Origin of the sequence: Actinomadura scrupuli (assembly GCF_050971785.1) — a bacterium.
GTDB lineage: Bacteria > Actinomycetota > Actinomycetes > Streptosporangiales > Streptosporangiaceae > Actinomadura_E > Actinomadura_E scrupuli.
This window is the reverse complement of the sequence record NZ_JBPCCU010000001.1, coordinates 500,802-516,659: the sequence shown is the minus strand read 5'-3', so window position 1 is coordinate 516,659 and position 15,858 is coordinate 500,802. Positions and strand designations below refer to the sequence as shown.

11 protein-coding genes are annotated in these 15,858 nt (G+C 73.1%); 2 read left to right on the top strand and 9 right to left on the bottom strand.

The window, feature by feature from the left end:
- Position 1: 1 nt before the first annotated feature.
- The 6 genes from ACRYCC_RS02415 to ACRYCC_RS02390 all read right to left on the bottom strand — a co-directional run bounded on the left by ACRYCC_RS02415 (position 2) and on the right by ACRYCC_RS02390 (position 9,087).
- Positions 2-1,696 (bottom strand): substrate-binding domain-containing protein, encoded by a 1,695-nt coding sequence (locus ACRYCC_RS02415; protein ID WP_433808186.1) that lies wholly within the window; start codon positions 1,694-1,696, stop codon positions 2-4.
- Positions 1,697-1,864: 168 nt separating this feature from the next.
- A complete protein-coding gene (locus ACRYCC_RS02410) occupies positions 1,865-4,537 on the bottom strand; it encodes a bifunctional FO biosynthesis protein CofGH (RefSeq protein ID WP_433808184.1) in 2,673 nt (890 codons plus the stop codon).
- A 450-nt stretch (positions 4,538-4,987) separates the two neighbouring features.
- Positions 4,988-5,896, bottom strand: a complete 909-nt coding sequence (locus ACRYCC_RS02405) for a DNA-3-methyladenine glycosylase family protein (RefSeq protein ID WP_433808182.1) — start codon at positions 5,894-5,896, stop codon at positions 4,988-4,990.
- A gap of 45 nt (positions 5,897-5,941) precedes the next feature.
- Positions 5,942-7,012: a mannose-1-phosphate guanylyltransferase gene (manB, locus tag ACRYCC_RS02400; RefSeq protein ID WP_433808180.1), complete on the bottom strand. Its 1,071-nt coding sequence runs from the start codon at positions 7,010-7,012 to the stop codon at positions 5,942-5,944.
- Between the two features lie 10 nt (positions 7,013-7,022).
- The gene (locus ACRYCC_RS02395) at positions 7,023-8,150 is read right to left on the bottom strand and encodes a glycosyltransferase family 4 protein (protein ID WP_433808178.1); all 1,128 of its coding nucleotides are present in this window, start codon (positions 8,148-8,150) and stop codon (positions 7,023-7,025) included.
- A gap of 127 nt (positions 8,151-8,277) precedes the next feature.
- On the bottom strand, positions 8,278-9,087 hold the full coding sequence (locus ACRYCC_RS02390; protein ID WP_433808176.1) for a class I SAM-dependent methyltransferase: 810 nt from the start codon (positions 9,085-9,087) through the stop codon (positions 8,278-8,280).
- A gap of 148 nt (positions 9,088-9,235) precedes the next feature.
- Here ACRYCC_RS02390 and ACRYCC_RS02385 point away from each other — a divergent pair, with 148 nt between their 5' ends.
- The gene (locus tag ACRYCC_RS02385; protein WP_433808174.1) at positions 9,236-10,258 is read left to right on the top strand and encodes a lysylphosphatidylglycerol synthase transmembrane domain-containing protein; all 1,023 of its coding nucleotides are present in this window, start codon (positions 9,236-9,238) and stop codon (positions 10,256-10,258) included.
- A 74-nt stretch (positions 10,259-10,332) separates the two neighbouring features.
- Here ACRYCC_RS02385 and ACRYCC_RS02380 read toward each other — a convergent pair whose 3' ends face one another.
- The 3 genes from ACRYCC_RS02380 to ACRYCC_RS02370 form a co-directional block, all read right to left on the bottom strand.
- Complete coding sequence (locus ACRYCC_RS02380) at positions 10,333-11,580, bottom strand: glycosyltransferase family 4 protein (RefSeq protein ID WP_433808172.1); 1,248 nt, start codon at positions 11,578-11,580, stop codon at positions 10,333-10,335.
- A 37-nt stretch (positions 11,581-11,617) separates the two neighbouring features.
- Positions 11,618-12,520 (bottom strand): glycosyltransferase family 2 protein, encoded by a 903-nt coding sequence (locus tag ACRYCC_RS02375; protein WP_433808170.1) that lies wholly within the window; start codon positions 12,518-12,520, stop codon positions 11,618-11,620.
- A 184-nt stretch (positions 12,521-12,704) separates the two neighbouring features.
- Positions 12,705-14,786, bottom strand: coding sequence for a hypothetical protein (locus tag ACRYCC_RS02370; RefSeq protein WP_433808168.1), 2,082 nt, complete (start codon positions 14,784-14,786; stop codon positions 12,705-12,707).
- Between the two features lie 158 nt (positions 14,787-14,944).
- On the opposite strand from ACRYCC_RS02370, the gene ACRYCC_RS02365 reads away from it, so the two are divergent.
- Positions 14,945-15,847 carry a TIGR03089 family protein gene (locus ACRYCC_RS02365; protein ID WP_433808166.1) on the top strand — a complete coding sequence of 301 codons (903 nt, stop codon included), beginning with the start codon at positions 14,945-14,947 and terminating at the stop codon, positions 15,845-15,847.
- Positions 15,848-15,858 lie beyond the last annotated feature (11 nt).

The window sequence follows — 15,858 nt, the reverse complement described above, 5'->3', positions numbered from 1 at the left end:
CTCAGGGCGAGGAGGCGGTGCAGGCGGGAGTGCAGAGGTGCGGAGCGAGCGCCTGCTCGAAGGGGACTCCGAGGCGCGCCGGGTCGCCGATCGAGTACAGGCCCCCGCCGGTCAGTTCCCCGACCCGCCGCAACTGATCGGAGCCGGCGCCTTCGGGCCCGAAGGCCACCGTGACGACCTGGACCGGCCGCCGCGGGTTCTGCTGGGCTCGTAGCGCGTCGTAGAGGCCGCGGAGGCGTACGGTGTCGTCATCACCGTCGGTGAGCACGAGGACGACGTCGGTCGAGCCGGCATCCCGATCCGCCGTGGAGCCCTGCCCGAGGGTCCGGTAGGCCGCGAGGATGGCGTCGTACAGGCCGGTGCCCGCGCTCGCCAGGGGCCGGATCCGGCTCGCCGCCGACCCGATGCGGTCGGCGGTGGCACTTCCGGTGGCGGCGCCCTTACCGCCGCCGGTGACCGGGCTCAGCGGCACCAGCTGCCGGTAGGGCGCTGGGCCGCCCGAGCCGGCGGGCGGGGCGGTGGCGACGGACCACAGCCCGGTCCGGGTGCCGTCCGGAAGGAGCCGCAGACCGGTCCGGAGCGCCTGAGCGGCGAGTTGCAGGCGGGTACGGCCGTCGGCGTCGTGCCGGCCCATCGAGCCGGACGCGTCGATCAGGACCAGCAGCCGGAGCCGGGGCGCCAGCCGGTTCCACTGCCGGATCGTGCTGACGACCACCTTGGCGGGGTCCGCCAGGGCCAGCTGCCTGGGGGCCGCCGCGCCCAGCCCGAAGCGCCGCGCCAGGTCGGCGTTGAGCGTGCCCTGCGGGGCACGGAACCCGAAACCCTGGAAGGTGTCCTGCGCGGCCCGGGAGAGCAGTGTGGCGCGGAACGCCTCGGCCGCCTCCTTCCGGGCCGGGTCCGTCGCCGTGACCAGGAACGGGTAGTTCAGGTTGAACGTCCCCTCCTCCGGCACCAGCGCCACCGCGGGGTTGGCCCGGTGGGTGTCGTTGTAGGCCACGACCTGCTGCTCGGTGGAGGCCATGAGCGATCGCTGGTCGCGGGTGAGCGTGGTCAGGTCCGTGAACATGGCGGGGGCAGTGAGCGCGGCACGCGATTCCATGGCGCCGACGAAGCCGGGCAGAGCGGCGGAGTCGACGGTATGGGCCGCCAGCAACGTGGTGATGCCGACCGCGCTGGCCGCCGGATCGAGGATCCGTCTCGACAGCCCGAGCGTGTCGGCACGGCCCTTGAGGAGCAGGTTCCAGCTCTTCGCGACCTTGCGCCGCCGGAGCTCTTCGGCCGTCCCGGCGGAACCGGCGAGCACCAGCGGCGAGGCGGCGACCGAGTCGCCCCCGAAAGGCACGTGTGCGGCGCCTGCCGGGGTCGACCGGGCGAGGTAGATCCAGATCCACGACTCGGGCAGCCAGCCGTCGACGGCGGGCCGGACCCCCTGGGCGCCCAGGGCCTGACCGGCGAACGTCCGGGCCACCGTGGCCGGGTCCCGCTCGGTGACCTCGACCCGCACGCACCGGCCTCGGACCTCATGGGTCTGCACGTTGAACCGCGCTGCGACCTTGCGGACGGCCGGGCCGATGTCGGGCTGCACCGCCACGCCGATCGCCATCGGGGCGCCGTGGCAGGTCCGGGGGATCTCCCGCAGCGCCCAGGCCCCACCGGCCAGCCCCACGACCAGCACTCCCGCGGCACCGATGGCCAATATCGGCCATCTTCGAGGGCGCGGTTCGGCGGCCGGCGCGGCCTCTGTCACGGATTCTCCCCTCGCTGGGCTATCGCCAAGAAGGTCTATCACCCCGGCACGCGGGAAGCCCGCCGCCACGGCACAACCCATGGCCCGCGTGGCGGCGGCCGGTGCTGCCCTCCAGCGTCAGACCAGCGGGAGGCTGCGTTCCTGCCGTGGGGCTCCGAAGTGGCCGATGCCGTCGGTGCGGCGGGCGGCCTCGGCGCGCTCCGGCGGTACGACGCCGTACGAGGTGGTGCGCTGCCGGGCGGGCCGCCCGGCGCGCGCCGCGACCTCCTCCAGCGAGCTCATCGTCTTGAAGGAGCCGTTCTCCGACCCCGCCATCCGGCTGATCGTCTCCTCCATCAGGGTGCCGCCCAGGTCGTTGACGCCGCCCCGCAGCACCTCCGCGCACAGTTCGTCGCCCAGCTTGACCCAGGAGCACTGGATGTTGTCGATGGCGCCGTGCAGCAGGATGCGCGCCAGCGCGTGCACGGCGCGGTTCTCCCGTGCGGTGGGGCCGGGCCGGGCCAGCCCGGCGAGGTAGATCGGCGCGTTGTGGTGCACGAAGGGCAGCAGCACGAACTCGGTGAACCCGCCGGTCCGCTCCTGGATGCCGCGCAGCAGCTTGAGATGCGCGACCCAGTGCGCCGGCGTGTCCACGTGCCCGTACATCATCGTCGAGGTGGTCGGCAGGCCCAGCTCGTGGGCGGTGGTGACCACCTCCACCCACGAGGCGGTGGGCAGCTTGCCCTTGGTGAGCACCCAGCGGACGTCGTCGTCGAGGATCTCGGCCGCGGTGCCGGGGAGCGAGTCCAGCCCCGCCTCCCTGGCCGCCAGCAGCCAGTCCCGGATCGAGAGGTTCGTCCGGCTCGCGCCGTTGACGACCTCCATCGGGCTGTAGGCGTGCATGTGCATGTCGGGGGCGCGCCGCTTCACCTCGCGGGCGATGTCGAAGTAGGCCGTGCCGGGCAGGTCCGGGTGGATGCCGCCCTGCATGCAGACCTCGGTGGCGCCGGCCGCCCAGGCCTCCTCGACCCGCTGCCCGACCTGCTCCAGGGACAGGGTGTAGGCGTCGGCGTCGGTCCGCCGCTGCGCGAAGGCGCAGAACCGGCAGCCGGTGTAACAGACGTTGGTGAAGTTGATGTTGCGGGTGACGACATAGGTCACCTCGTCGCCGACGGCCTCCTTGCGCAGGTCGTCGGCGAGCCGCATCAGCTCGGCCAGCTCCGGCCCGTCGGCGTGCAGCAGCGCGAGCGCCTCGTCGTCGGAGAGCCCCGCGGGGTCGCGCTCGGCGCTGCGCAGTGCCGCGCTGACGTCGGCGTCGAACCGCTGCGGGGCGTGCATGCGCGCCCGCAGCGCGTCCCAGTCGCCGTAGACCTCGTCGAAGTCGTCCCGGCGGTCATGGGTCCGCCCGGAGGTGTCGATCTCCACGTGCAGGTCGGTACGGCCGCTGGCGGTGAGCCCGAAGCCGCCGTCCGGCTCCTGCCAGGGCAGGCCCTGCGGCATGGCGTCCTCGCGGGCCAAGCCGGTCGTGCGGTCGGCCAGCGCGGCGACGTGCGCGGTCAGCCGCGGATCCAGCCACGGCTCGCCCCGCCGCACGTACTCGGGGTAGATGGTGAGCCGCTCGCGAAGGGTGAAGCCCTGCTCGGCGGTCCGCCGCGCGAGGTCGTCGATCTGCGGCCAGGGCCGCTCGGGGTTGACGTGGTCGGGGGTGAGCGGGGAGACGCCGCCCCAGTCGTCGATGCCGGCCCGCAGCATCAGCGCGTACTGCTCGGCCACCAGGTTGGGCGGGGCCTGGATCCGCGCCCTGGGGCCCAGGACCAGCCGGGCCACCGCGATGGTGGCGGCCAGCTCGGCGAGCTCCGCGTCCGGGGTGTCGCGCATCTTGGTGTCGGGCTTGGCGCGGAAGTTCTGGATGATCACTTCCTGGACGGCGCCGTACTCGCGCATCGTCTTGCGGATCGCGAAGAGCGCGTCGGCGCGCTCCGCGACGGTCTCCCCGATGCCGATGAGGATGCCGGTGGTGAAGGGCACGTTGGTGCGGCCCGCGTCCTCCAGCACCCGCAGCCGCACGGCTGGGTCCTTGTCCGGGGAGCCGAAGTGCGGGCCGCCGCGCTCGCTGAACAGCCGGGTGGCGGTGGTCTCGAGCATCATCCCCATCGACGGGGCGACCGGCTTGAGCCGCTGGAAGTCCTGCCAGGTCAGCACGCCCGGGTTGAGGTGCGGGAGCAGCCCGGTCTCCTCCAGCACCCGGATCGCCATGGCGCGGACGTAGGAGAGCGTGTCGTCGTAGCCGTGCGCGTCGAGCCACTCGCGGGCCGGCTTCCAGCGGTCCTCCGGGCGGTCGCCCAGGGTGAAGAGCGCCTCCTTGCAGCCCATCGCGGCCCCCTGGCGGGCGATGTCGAGGACCTCGTCGGGGCTCAGGTACGGCGAGTCGAGCTTGTGCGGCACGGTGGCGAACGTGCAGTAGCCGCAGCGGTCCCGGCACAGCCGGGTGAGCGGGATGAAGACCTTGCGGCTGTAGGTGATGATCCCGGGCCGGCCGGCCGCCTCGAGACCCGCGTCGCGGGTGCGCCCGGCATAGGCCAGCAGGTCGTCCAGCTGCGCGCCGCGGGCGTGCAGCAGCGTGGTGGCCTCGGCCTGGTCGAGGGTCTTGCCGTCCCGGGCCCGGGCCAGCGCCCGGCGCAGACCGGATTCGGTGGGCGGGCCGGCCGGCGCGGCGTCCGCTCCCGCCGCCCGCTCGGTCGCTGTGCTGCCTGCCTCGGTCCGCGCGGGGCTCACTGCATCGTCCCGGCCGGGCGTCACACCATGGTCCATAGGCGCACTGTATGCCAAGCGTCATATTGGCTCGCAAGCCACCTCCGGGCGGACGAGGCGATTCCGACCCGCGAGCTCACGCTTCGCACCATATGTCCCTTCGATCCCTTCCAGACCCGGCAGGGGTAGATCTCTTGCCGGGCAGCCCGGGATCGTTCAGCTTTGCTCAACTGTTCCAGGGAGAAACAATCGCTGGACCTGAACAGTCAGGCGGCGCAGACTGAAGTCGTTCCACCCCGCGGGAAGTCCCGGGCCACGGCCATGGCCCAGCACCTCGTCATGCGAAGGACACCCCCATGCTGGTCATTCTCGCCCTCTTCATCGCACTCGCCATCCTGACCCCGCTGTTCGGCGCGGACACCCGCGACGGCCTCGACCGGGTGCCCGGGCACTTCTGGCTGCGCCGCCGCCCCACCCCACGCGGACGCCGTGCCCGCCCGGACGACGACGTCAGAACGCCCGGTAGTCCCGCACGGGCATCCTCGGCCCCCTGCGCGGCGGACCGCCGCCGGACAGCTCCAGCAGCCGGGTGACCCGGTACCGCTGGCCCTGGTACGGCGCCAGCAGCTCCAGCATCCCGGCGTCGTCGACCTTGGTGCCGGCCAGCGCCCAGCCCACCAGGCCGGGCAGGTGGTAGTCACCGACCGAGACGGCGTCGGGATCGCCGAGCGCCCGCTGCCGGATCTCCGCGGAGGTCCACACCCCGATCCCCGGCAGCGACCGCAGCGTCTCGTCCGAGGCGCGGTCCTCCAGCCGGGAGGCCAGCCGGGCCGCGTGCACGATCGTACGGGCCCGTACCGCCTCCGCCCCCGAGCGGTGCCACTCCCAGGAGGGGATCTCCGCCCAGACCTGGGGCGGCGGGGGCACCCGGAGCCGGGGCGCCCCGGCCGAGGCGGGCGGCCCCGGGGCGGGCTCGCCGAACCGCCGCAGCAGGTAGCGCCAGGCACGCCAGGCCTCCCTGCTCACGACCTTCTGCTCCAGCACGGCGGGGACCAGCGCCTCGAAGACCCGGCGGGTCCGGCCGATCCGCAGACCCGGCTGCCGCAGCACCGCGTCCCGCAGGGCACGGTGCCCCGGGGTCAGCGCCGCAGGATCGTCGCCGGCGCCCAGCAGGTCCGGCAGCCCGTCGAGCAGCCACCCCGCGCCGGGGCCGTAGGCGGCCGCCTCGACGAGCTCCCGGCCGGGGACGATCCGCAGCGTGCCGGGGCCGTCGGGAGTGTGCGACGCCCGCCAGACCGCCCCGTCGGGCGTGATCTGGTAGGCGGGGTCGCCTGCGCCACGCCGGTGCGGGGACAGCGTGCCCCGCGCGTCGACGGGCCACGGTGGCCGCCACTGCCTGGTCAGCACGCTGGTCGGCATGGTTGCCAGTCTGCCGGTCGCATGCCGGGTGCTCGCGCCCGGCCCTCAGCCGTCGTGCGAGAAACGGACCGCCGTCTCGGGGAGCTCGACGCCGGGCCACAGCCGCAGACCGGCCAGCAGCTCGTTGCCCGACCCGACGACCGCGCCGTCACCGATCACCGCGTCCTCCAGCACCGCCCCGGCGCCGATCCGGGCCCCTCGCCCGACGACCGAACCGGTCACCCGGGCACCGGACTCGACCACCGCGCCGTCGAAGAGCACGCTCGCCTCGACGCGGGCCTCGGACTCCACCCGGGCCCCCGCTCCGACCGTGGTGCCGCCGCCGACCCGGGCGTCGGGGTGCACCACCGCGTCGTCCAGCAGCAGCACGCCGTGCGACGACGGGCAGGCCACCTCCGTGGGCATCGTCCCGAGCACCAGGTCGCAGGCTCCTCGCACGAACGCGGCGGGAGTCCCGACGTCCAGCCAGTAGGCGGACTCGACGTAGCCCAGCACCAGCCCGCCCGCGGCGAGCAGCCCGGGGAAGGTCTCGTACTCGGCGGAGACGACCCGGCCGGCCGGAATGCCGTCGATGACCGAGCGCCGGAAGACGTAGCACCCGGCGTTGACCTGGTTGGTCGGCGGATCGTCCGACTTCTCCACGAAGTCGAGGACCCTGCCGTCCGGGCCGGTCGGTACGGAACCGTACCGCCGCGCGTCCTCCACGACGGTCAGGTGCAGGGTGAGGCTCGCCTCGGACTTCTCGTGCGTCGCCACCTGCACCGCGATGTCGTGGCCGGAGAGGATGTCGCCGTTGAGCACCAGGACGGGGGCGTCCGGCCCGCAGGTGAGCGCGGCGGAGGCGTTGCGGATGGCGCCCGCCGTGCCCAGGGGCACGTCCTCGGTGACGTACACGAGCTCCAGGCCGAGGCGCGCGCCGTCGCCGAACGCCTCGTTGAACATCTCCGCCCGGTACGAGGTGGCGAACACGATGCGGTCCACCCCGGCCGCCCGGGCCCGGGTCAGCTGGTGCTCGAGCATCGGGACGCCCGCCATCGGCAGCAACGGCTTGGGCGTGGAGATCGTCAGGGGCCGCAGCCGGCTGCCCTGGCCGCCGACGAGGAGAATCGCTTCCATTCGGGCGAGCTTACTTGCCGACGGCCCGCTCGAAGGCCGCCATGTGAGCCTCCGCGGAGGCCTCCCAGCTGAACTCGTAGGACCGGATGTGAGCGGCGTCCCCGAGTTTCTGCCGCCGGGCGGGATCGCCGATCAGCTCGCCCAGTGCCTGCCCGATACCGGCCGGGTCGGGCTCGGTGTAGGCCACCGCGTCACCGCCCACCTCGGGCAGCGACGCACAGCGGGTGGTCAGCACCGGCGCCCCGCAGGCCATCGCCTCCAGGACCGGCAGCCCGAAGCCCTCGCACACGCTCGGCAGCACCACCACGGTCGCGCCGCCGAAGAAACCGGGCAGCGAGGACCAGCTGAGATAGCCGGGCCGGATCAGCCGCAGCCGCTCGGGCACGTCCGCCAGCGCCGCGTCGATGGCGTCGTCGCGCCCGCCCGCGCCGGCCAGCACCAGGGCGGGCGGGTCGGGCAGGTCGGCGGCGGCCGCCACCCAGCCACGGATGAGGTTGGGCACGTTCTTGCGCGGCTCCACCGTGCCCAGGAAGGCGAGGTAGGGCTGACCGTGCAGGCCGAGCCGGTCCGACACCCGGGTCCGCTCGTCCTCCCGCGGCCGGTGGAAGACCTGGTGGTCCACCCCGTGGGGGGCGACGTCCACCCGGTCGGTGTCGACGTGCAGCAGCCGTACGATCTCGTCGCGGGTGAACCGGGAGGGCACGATCAGCCGGGACGCGCGGCGCGCCGCCGTCCGGGTCGCGGACCGGAGGTAGGTGGCCTTGCCCGGGTCGTGGACGTCGGGGTCGGTGAAGTAGGTGACGTCGTGGATCGTGACGACCGTGGGCAGGCCGGGGCTCAGCGGGACCGTGTAGTACGGCGAGTGCAGGACGTCGGCGCCGACCTGCTTGGCGATGTACGGCAGGCCGTACTGCTCCCACGCCTGCCGGGCGGAGCGATGGGTGATCGAGGCCGGGCCGGCGACGACCCGCGCGCTCGGGGCGAGCGTCGCGTACCGCTCCTCGTCGGGGCGCTGACACGCGACCGCCAGATCCGCACCGGCGGCGTGCAGCGCCACTATCAGACCGTCGACGTAGCGCACCAGTGCCCCGCGGTCGGCGGGGGCGGCGGTGGCGTCGACCAGGATCCGAGGCGCCAAGATTCTCCCTTGCGAACAGACGGCGGGGATCGCTCCGGACGGCGAGCCTGTCTCCCCTGATCGCCAGACTACGCCGCCGTACCCCGGGAGACAGGGCCATTTCGCGTGATCATGCGTGTCCCGGGGGTTACCGCGGGCTCACTCGCTCGGCCGGGCTGAGGAGCGGGGGCCCGGCCGGGGGCCGCGGCGTCTTGGTGGCGACCCACAGGAAGGTCGGGATGATGGGGCGCAACGCACGGACGGCCTGCTCCGGCAGCTTGGCCACCGGGCCGGGCAGGTCGTCCTCCCCGTGGAAGCGATCCGGCTCGGCGATCACGGAGAAGGTGTAGTCCCAGACCTCGAAGTCGCTCAGCATCCGGCGCAGGTCGTTGCGGCCGCGGAACCGCTCGTAGTACTGGTCGGCCCGGCCGCTGGCGCGGACGTACCGGTCGGCCATGCCCGCCGGGAGGTACGACAGGAACGGCAGCCGGTAGTGCGGCTCCATGATCCCGTACTTGTTGCCCAGGCCGAGATAGAGCGCTCCGTCGTCGGCCAGCACCCGGTGCAGCTCCTTGACCACCGCGTCCGGGTCCACGACGTGCTCGTAGATGTGGTTGAAGACGATCGCGTCGAAGGTGCCGTCGGGGAACGGCAGCCGCTCGCCGTCGCCGCAGACGAAACCGACCCGCTCGCCGAACCGGTCCGCCGCCTTGCGCAGGCCCGGCACGTCGATGTCGATGCCGATGGTGTGCGCGGCCCCCGCCTGGGCCAGCTCGTCGGAGATGAACCCCGCCGAGCAGCCGACGTCGGCGACGGTCAGCCCGCCGAGGTCGTCGCGGCCCAGGAAGTGGCGCAGCACCGAGATCAGCTTTGCCGCCTTACGGCGCCGTTTGTCCTCCTCCAGCATCTTGCCCTGGAACTCGGAGTACGCCAGCTGTGGTGCCCGCTCCTTCGACATGCGCCCGATTCTAGGGGCGTCGCGCCGGTATCCCGGCGGCCTTCCCGGTGCCCACCTGCGGCTGTTTCCCCGCCGTTAGGCCAGCGTTCACGGAGTGCACCACCCCCTCGCGGACGTGATCTTGCCGTTGTCCCCATAGCCTGGGCGGGTGCTGCGCCGTCTGGTCGCGAGCCGGGCCCTGCGGCTGGGGTTCGTGCTGCTCGCCATCGCCTTCATGGCCTATGCCCTGATCTCCCAGTGGGACAAGGCCTGGGCCGCGCTGTCCGCGCTCTCCTGGTGGTCGGTGGCCGGGGCGCTGGTCGCCGGCGTGCTCGCCCCCGGCCCGGCCATGCTGGCGTGGCGGACGCTGCTGGCCGATCTCGGCTCGCCGTTGCGGCTGCCGGTGGCCACCCAGGTGATGTTCATCGGGCAGCTCGGCAAGTACGTCCCCGGCGGGGTCTGGCAGGTGGTGGCCACCGTGGAGCTGGCCCGCGACCACGCGGCCCCGCGCAAGCGGACGTTCACCGCCACGGTGGTCGCCATGGCGATCACGCTGGCCTCCGCGCTGGCGCTGACCGCGCTCGCCCTCCCGTTCACCTCCTCGTCCGCCGCCCGCGACTACTGGTGGGTGCTCGCCCTGGTGCCGCTCGCCCTGGTCGCGCTGCACCCCCGGGTGCTCAACTCGGCGCTCAACCTGGCGTTGCGGCTGGCCCGCCGGGAGCCGCTGGAGCGGGCCGTACGGCTGCCCGCCATCGGCCGGGCACTGGCCTGGACCGTGCTGGGCTGGCTGCTGCTCGGCGTGCAGACCTGGCTGCTCGTCGCCGACATCCACGGCGGCGGGCTCGGCGACCTCCTCCCGGCCGCGGCGGCCTTCATGCTGGCCTGGTCGGTCGGCTTCCTCACGATCTTCGCGCCCGGCGGGCTGGGCACCCGCGAGCTGGCCATGACCGCCGCCCTGGCCCCCCTGATGGGGCCGCCGCAGGCGCTGGTGGTCGCGGTCGTGGCCCGGCTGATCTCGACGGTGGCCGACCTCGCCTGGGCCGCCCTCGCCTTCGCGCTCAGCCGTACGGCCCGTACGTCCGTCACGGCCACGCCGACCGCACCGACCGCACCGGCCACGCCGGCCGCACCGGCCGCCGAGACGGACACCCCGGCCACGCCCGGCAGCACCACCCCCCTCGCCAATCCGTGATCATGCAATCGTTCGACGATTGATTGCATGATCACGGAGGTGGTCGGGGGTGAGGGGCCCGGGGTGGGGTGGGGTCAGGCGTCGAGCAGTGCTTTGAGGTAGGCGGTCCACAGTGGCTCGTGGTCCACGGGGCCGACGCCGGCCCGGAGCCGCTCCGGCTCGCCCGGGGCGTAGAAACGCCGGAGCGCCTCGGTGAGGGAGCCGACGTCGTCCGGTTCGCACAGCAGCCCGTCCACCCCCTCGCGGATCTGGCCGGGGAACGAGCCGACCCGGGTGGCGATGACCGGCACGCCGTGCTCGTAGGCCATCCAAACGTTCTGTGACGCGGTCGCCGACCGGTAGGGCAGCACCAGCGCGTCCGCGGCGGCGAACAGCCCGGGCACCTCGGCCGCGGGCACGTAGCCCGGCCGCAGTTCGACCCGCCCGTCCAGCCCGAGCTCGGTGATGAGCGCCCGGGTCTCCTCCAGGCCGCCCCAGAACTCCCCCGCCGCCGTCAGCGCGACCTCGGGCGGTCCCGCGGCCAGCGCCCGGAGCAGTACGTCGAGCCCCTTGTAGGGCCGGACCATCCCGAAGAACAGCAGCCGGTGGTGCAACTCCGGGTCCCCCGCCGGGCGGCCAGGCGGGCCCCCGGCGGCGGGGTCGGTGGGGAAGTGCGCGGGCAGTTCGGCGACCTGGGCCGGCCGGGTGGTGAGCGTGCCGGCCAGTGCGGCCTGCTGCTCGGAGTGCACCAGGACCCCGTCGACCCGCCGCAGCAGGGCCTTCATCAGCGGCTCGTCGTAGAACGCGCGCTCGTGCGGCAGCACGTTGTGGCAGAGCGCCACCACGCGGGGCCCCCGGCCACCTGTGGACCCGATTCCGGCGGACCCGGCACCGGCGGACCCGGCACCGGCGGGCGCGGCCGGGCCGGAACGCCGCGAACGCCGTCGCAGCCCGGTCAGGATGCCCAGGTAGGACGGCACCTGGACGGGGCTGAGCACGGCCAGGATCACCAGGTCGAACGGTGCGGCGTCCGGCCGCTCCCCGGAGCCGGCCTCGCCGCGGCGTCCGGCCCTGCGCCCGGAGCGGGCGCCGAGGCGGCGGCCCAGCCGCAGCCAGCCGTCCGGGCGACGCCAGGACAGCTCGCGGCGGGTCGCCGGAAACGGCCTGCCCTCGGGCTCGTCGATCATCTGCTCGCCGGGGTACAGGAACGACGGGTACTGCGCCTTCCAGGACTCCAGGGTGACCGAGTGCCCCGCCTCCGCCAGCCGGTGCGCCAGCTCGGTGGTGTGGTGCGCACCGCCGCCCTTGTAAGGGAAGGCCGGGCCTATGATCGCGATCCTCATCGGGCGCCTCTCCGTCGGGCCGCGGTCGTGTGCGGCGTCAAGCGTCGTTCCGGGAGCGGACGATGAGGTCTGCGAGCAGCGCCAGCGAGGCGATGATCAACCCGGTGACGAACAGCATCACCGTGTTGGCCGGGAAGTACAACGGGTGGACGATCATGTCGTAGAAGAGCCCCTTGCCCAGCCCGATGACCAGCAGCCACAGGGCGGGCGGCATGAGGACCTTCAACGGGTTGAAGTACATGACCATCCGCAGCACCTGGAGGATGTAGCGGTAGGCGTCCTTGGTGAAGTGGAACTTCGACGTGCCGGCCCGCTTGTAGTAGTCGATGGGCAGGTAGCGCACCGGGTGCTGGTTGGACAGGAAGGCCAGGGTGATGGTGGTGACGCAGGAGAATCCGGGCGGCAGCAGCCGCAGGTAGGGCAGCGACACCGAGCGCCGGAACGCCCGCAGGCCGGAGTTGAGGTCGGGGATGTGGGACGCCGTCAGCCGTTCGGCGATCTTGCGGATCAGCCACTTGGCCGGCACCCGCAGCAGCTTGTGGGTGCCCTCCTCGGTGGTGCGCGCGCCGACGACCTGGTCCACCGACGGGTCCTCGTCCAGGATCGCGACGAGCTCGGGGATCCGCTCGTTGGGATAGGTCATGTCCGCGTCGGTCCACACCACGATCTCGCCGCGGGCCTGCTGGGTACCGATCCGGCGTACCGTGCCCGAGCCGCTGTTGTGCTGGAACGCGATGACCTTCATCTGGGGGTACCGAGGTTCGGCCTCGCGCAGCCGTTCGAGAGTGTCGTCGGTCGACTTGTCGTCGACGGCGAGCAGCTCGTAGGTCTGACCGCTCGCATCCATGGTCTTGCAGATGCGGTCGACCTCGTCGATGACGTGGTCCTGCTCGTTGTAACACGGCAGGACGATGGTGACATGCACAGGCTCGGTACTCACGCACGGCGAGAATACTCGCCTCGTGGACCGCAATCGCTCCGCACGGCGACGTGATCATGACCAACGGATGAACAACGGAGGACCGAAAGCGCTTCCACGAAGGGCGGCCGCGGAATCGGGCCAGGACGGACCGCGGAGGCACGCGGCTCGGGCGCGCCGCGGCCCGCGCGGAGCGGCCGGCGGGTCAGCCGGGCCCGGGAGGCTCGGCCATCCAGACGGATATGTCCAGTCGCCAGGTGCCGTGCGGTGGGCTGACCAGCGAGTGACCGTCCTGCCTGGTGACCACGTGCAACGCGGGCTGCGGGGGTCCGTAGGGCGCCACCTGGGAGGCCTCCGCCCCCAGCACCACCGGGCGCCGATGTGAACCGTAGATCTTTTTGATGACCCGCTGCATCTCCGCCTGGTCGGGGGTCCTCGCCCCGGCCGGGATGCGGACCCGCGCCGTGGGCAGCCCGCACATCCCGCGCACCACCTGGGTGAACCGGTCGGCGGTGACCCGCTCCACGATGAGGACGGAGGCTCCGTGCCCGAGCTTCTGGCACAACTGGCGCACCGCGGTGATCTCACCCTGCTCGGTCCGGGTGAACATCAGCCCGACGGACGTGGCGGCGATCGGCACCAGCAGCAGCGCCGCGCCGGCCAGCGCCGCCGCACCGGTCGCCCGCGGCCCGTACCCCAGCCGCCGGATCCTGCGCACCAGCCAGGCGAGCGCCCAGATGGCGAACAGCAGCAGGCCGGGCACGACCACCGAGATCAGCCGGCGCGAGGCCCACGGGTGGTCGGGGGTGATGCCGGGCCGCAGCAGGGTGGTCACCGTGGTCCACACGATCACCGAGTACGGCAGCAGCCACTCCAGCGAACGGCGTCGTACCATCCGGCGCGCCAGCAGCGCGGCGCCGTAGGTCGCGAGCAGCAGCGCGGGCACCCCGATGTACCAGACCACCCAGTAGAGGGTGATCTCGGTGTAGAGCCGGCCGCGCTCGACCGGCAGGCCGGTGACCGTCTGCACGTACTGGATGAAGGCCGCGTTCACCTTGTCGTCGTGGGACCGCGGGATCCGGACGGCGGTCTGCAGGTACGGCCGGACCGCGAAGAAGATCATGACCAGCACGGTGGTGACCGCGGCGAGGTCCGGCCACCGGCCCGCGGAGACCCGGGCGCCGAGCCGGCGCAGCGGGACGCCGGTGACCGGCCAGAGCAGCAGCGTCACCATGAGGACGGTGGCGGCGACGACGGTGGCCGTCATCAGCAGCAGCGGATCGAGCGAGTCCCGCAGGTAGGAGAGGTACGGCCGGGACAGCGTGAAGCCCTCGAGCAGGCCCGCCCCCGCGCCGGCGGCCAGGCCGGCGAACAGCGGCAGTCCCGTGCGGCGGCGCCGGGCGACCAGCAGCCCGGCGAACACCGCGACCGGCAGCACGTCGCGCAGCCCGTCGATCCGGACCAGCACCGTCAGCCCGAAGGCCAGGCCGGCCAGCGCGGCCCGGATCCGGACCGGCTGCTTCCACCCCGGCACACCCTCCAGGTCGGCCGGGAGCTCCCGTACGTCGTGCATCAGCGCCAGCCCGCCCAGCAGCAGGACCAGCGCGGGCAGTTCGCTGTAGGTCGATCGCGAGACCCACTGCATCGGCAGGGTCAGGGCCAGGGCCAGCGCGCCGACCGGGGCCCAGCGGGGGCCGACCAGCCGGGCCGTCAGCCCGCCGAACGTCAGCACGGCGCAGGCTCCCAGCAGCGGGGCCATGGCGACCATGGCGGCGGAGCCGCCGATCCAGCCGCCCAGCGCCAGCACCATCGGCAGCCCGGCCATGAACTGCGGGACGACGGTGCCGCCGTCCTCGAAGAACCCGGGACTTCCGTACGACAGGGCCGGGTCGCCGCCGCCGAAGGCCCACTCGAACCGCGAGACCGGCAGCGAGCCGTGCTCCTGGAGCCAGACGGCGAACTGCACGTACGACGCGGGATCGCGGCGGACGATGATCTGTTCCGACTGCATGGCCAGCTGGAGCACGAGGAAGCCGGCCGTCACGGCGAGCACGCCGCCGACCACCCACCACGAGGCCGGCCCGCGGCGCACGTCGGTCCGGGGCGTCCCCCGGAAGCCCAGGACGAGGATGAGCCCGGCGACCACGACGAACAGCAGCAGCGCGGGCCCGATGCCGAACGTCCCGGCCATCAGCAGCGGCAGCGACACCACCAGCCACGCCACCAGGAGCAGCGCGGGGGCGACGGTGAGCCGCGCGAGCACGCGGTCGGGGCCGAGGTTGTCCATCAAACCCCGCAGCGTATAGGCCCGGACCGGGTGCTCGCTCGACAGTACGCCAGGTGGCGGCGTTGATCACGATTCGCGGTGGTCCCGTCCCGGCCCCCCGGACGGGGGCGGCCCGCACCGCCGCCCGGCCGCGGGTACGAGGTCGTACGCTCCCTGTCATGCCTCTGACAGGACCTGCGGAACTGCTCCGGCTGGTGGTGGCGGCGGAGCCGTCCCGCCCGCTGGTGACCTTCTACGACGACGCGGCCGGCGAGCGGATCGAGCTGTCGGCCAAGACGTTCGACAACTGGGTCGCCAAGACCGCGAACCTGCTCGTCGACGGGCTGGACGCCGAGCCGGGCGACCGGGTGGCGATCGCCCTGCCCCCGCACTGGCAGACCGCGGTGTGGTTGTTCGCCTGCTGGTCGGCCGGGCTGGCGGTCGAGCCGATCGACCCGGCCGGCGCCGCCGCGAGCGACGCGGAGATCGTCGTCGTCGCCGGGACCGGGCCGCCCGGCGGGGCGCCGGCGGCGCGCGACCTGGTGGGCCTCTCCCTGCACGCGATGGGAGCGCCGCTGCCGGACTGCCCGCCCGGGGTGGTCGACTACGCGGCCGAGGTCCGGGCGTACGGAGATCGCTTCGCGCCGTACTCCCCGGTCGATCCGGACGGCACCGCCCTCGTCCTCCCCGCCGCGGAGACCGCCGCGGAGACCGCCGCCGAGACGGCGGGGACAGCCGGATCCGAGGAGCCTGCGGCGACCGAACAGACCTCTGGGGCCCGTGAGTCAAATGTGATAAAAACCACATACAGCGGGACCGAACTGGTGGAGCGGGCCCGCGTGGCGGCCGAGAACTGGGGCCTGGACGCCCAGAGCCGGGTCTTGGTTGACATGCCCTTCACCACACTTACAGGGCTCCTAGCTGGGCTGATCGCACCCATCTATGCCCAAGGTTCAGTCATAATCTGTAGAAACCTCGACAAAGTAACCCTCGATCAGCGAGTCTCCGTAGAACGTGTGACCGCTGTGGCCGGTGTCGCCGGTTGGGATGAGCCATCCGTATACGTACGTCGGCTTCCCTGACCTATTCTCTG

Excerpts from the sequence above, each read along its gene's own strand:
- ACRYCC_RS02410 (WP_433808184.1), bottom strand. The coding sequence starts at position 4,537 with ATGGACCATGGTGTGACGCCCGGCCGGGACGATGCAGTGAGCCCCGCG.
- ACRYCC_RS02365 (WP_433808166.1), top strand. The coding sequence starts at position 14,945 with ATGCCTCTGACAGGACCTGCGGAACTGCTCCGGCTGGTGGTGGCGGCG.
- ACRYCC_RS02405 (WP_433808182.1), bottom strand. The coding sequence starts at position 5,896 with ATGCCGACCAGCGTGCTGACCAGGCAGTGGCGGCCACCGTGGCCCGTC.
- manB (WP_433808180.1), bottom strand. The coding sequence starts at position 7,012 with ATGGAAGCGATTCTCCTCGTCGGCGGCCAGGGCAGCCGGCTGCGGCCC.
- ACRYCC_RS02370 (WP_433808168.1), bottom strand. The coding sequence starts at position 14,786 with ATGGACAACCTCGGCCCCGACCGCGTGCTCGCGCGGCTCACCGTCGCC.
- ACRYCC_RS02390 (WP_433808176.1), bottom strand. The coding sequence starts at position 9,087 with ATGTCGAAGGAGCGGGCACCACAGCTGGCGTACTCCGAGTTCCAGGGC.
- ACRYCC_RS02380 (WP_433808172.1), bottom strand. The coding sequence starts at position 11,580 with ATGAGGATCGCGATCATAGGCCCGGCCTTCCCTTACAAGGGCGGCGGT.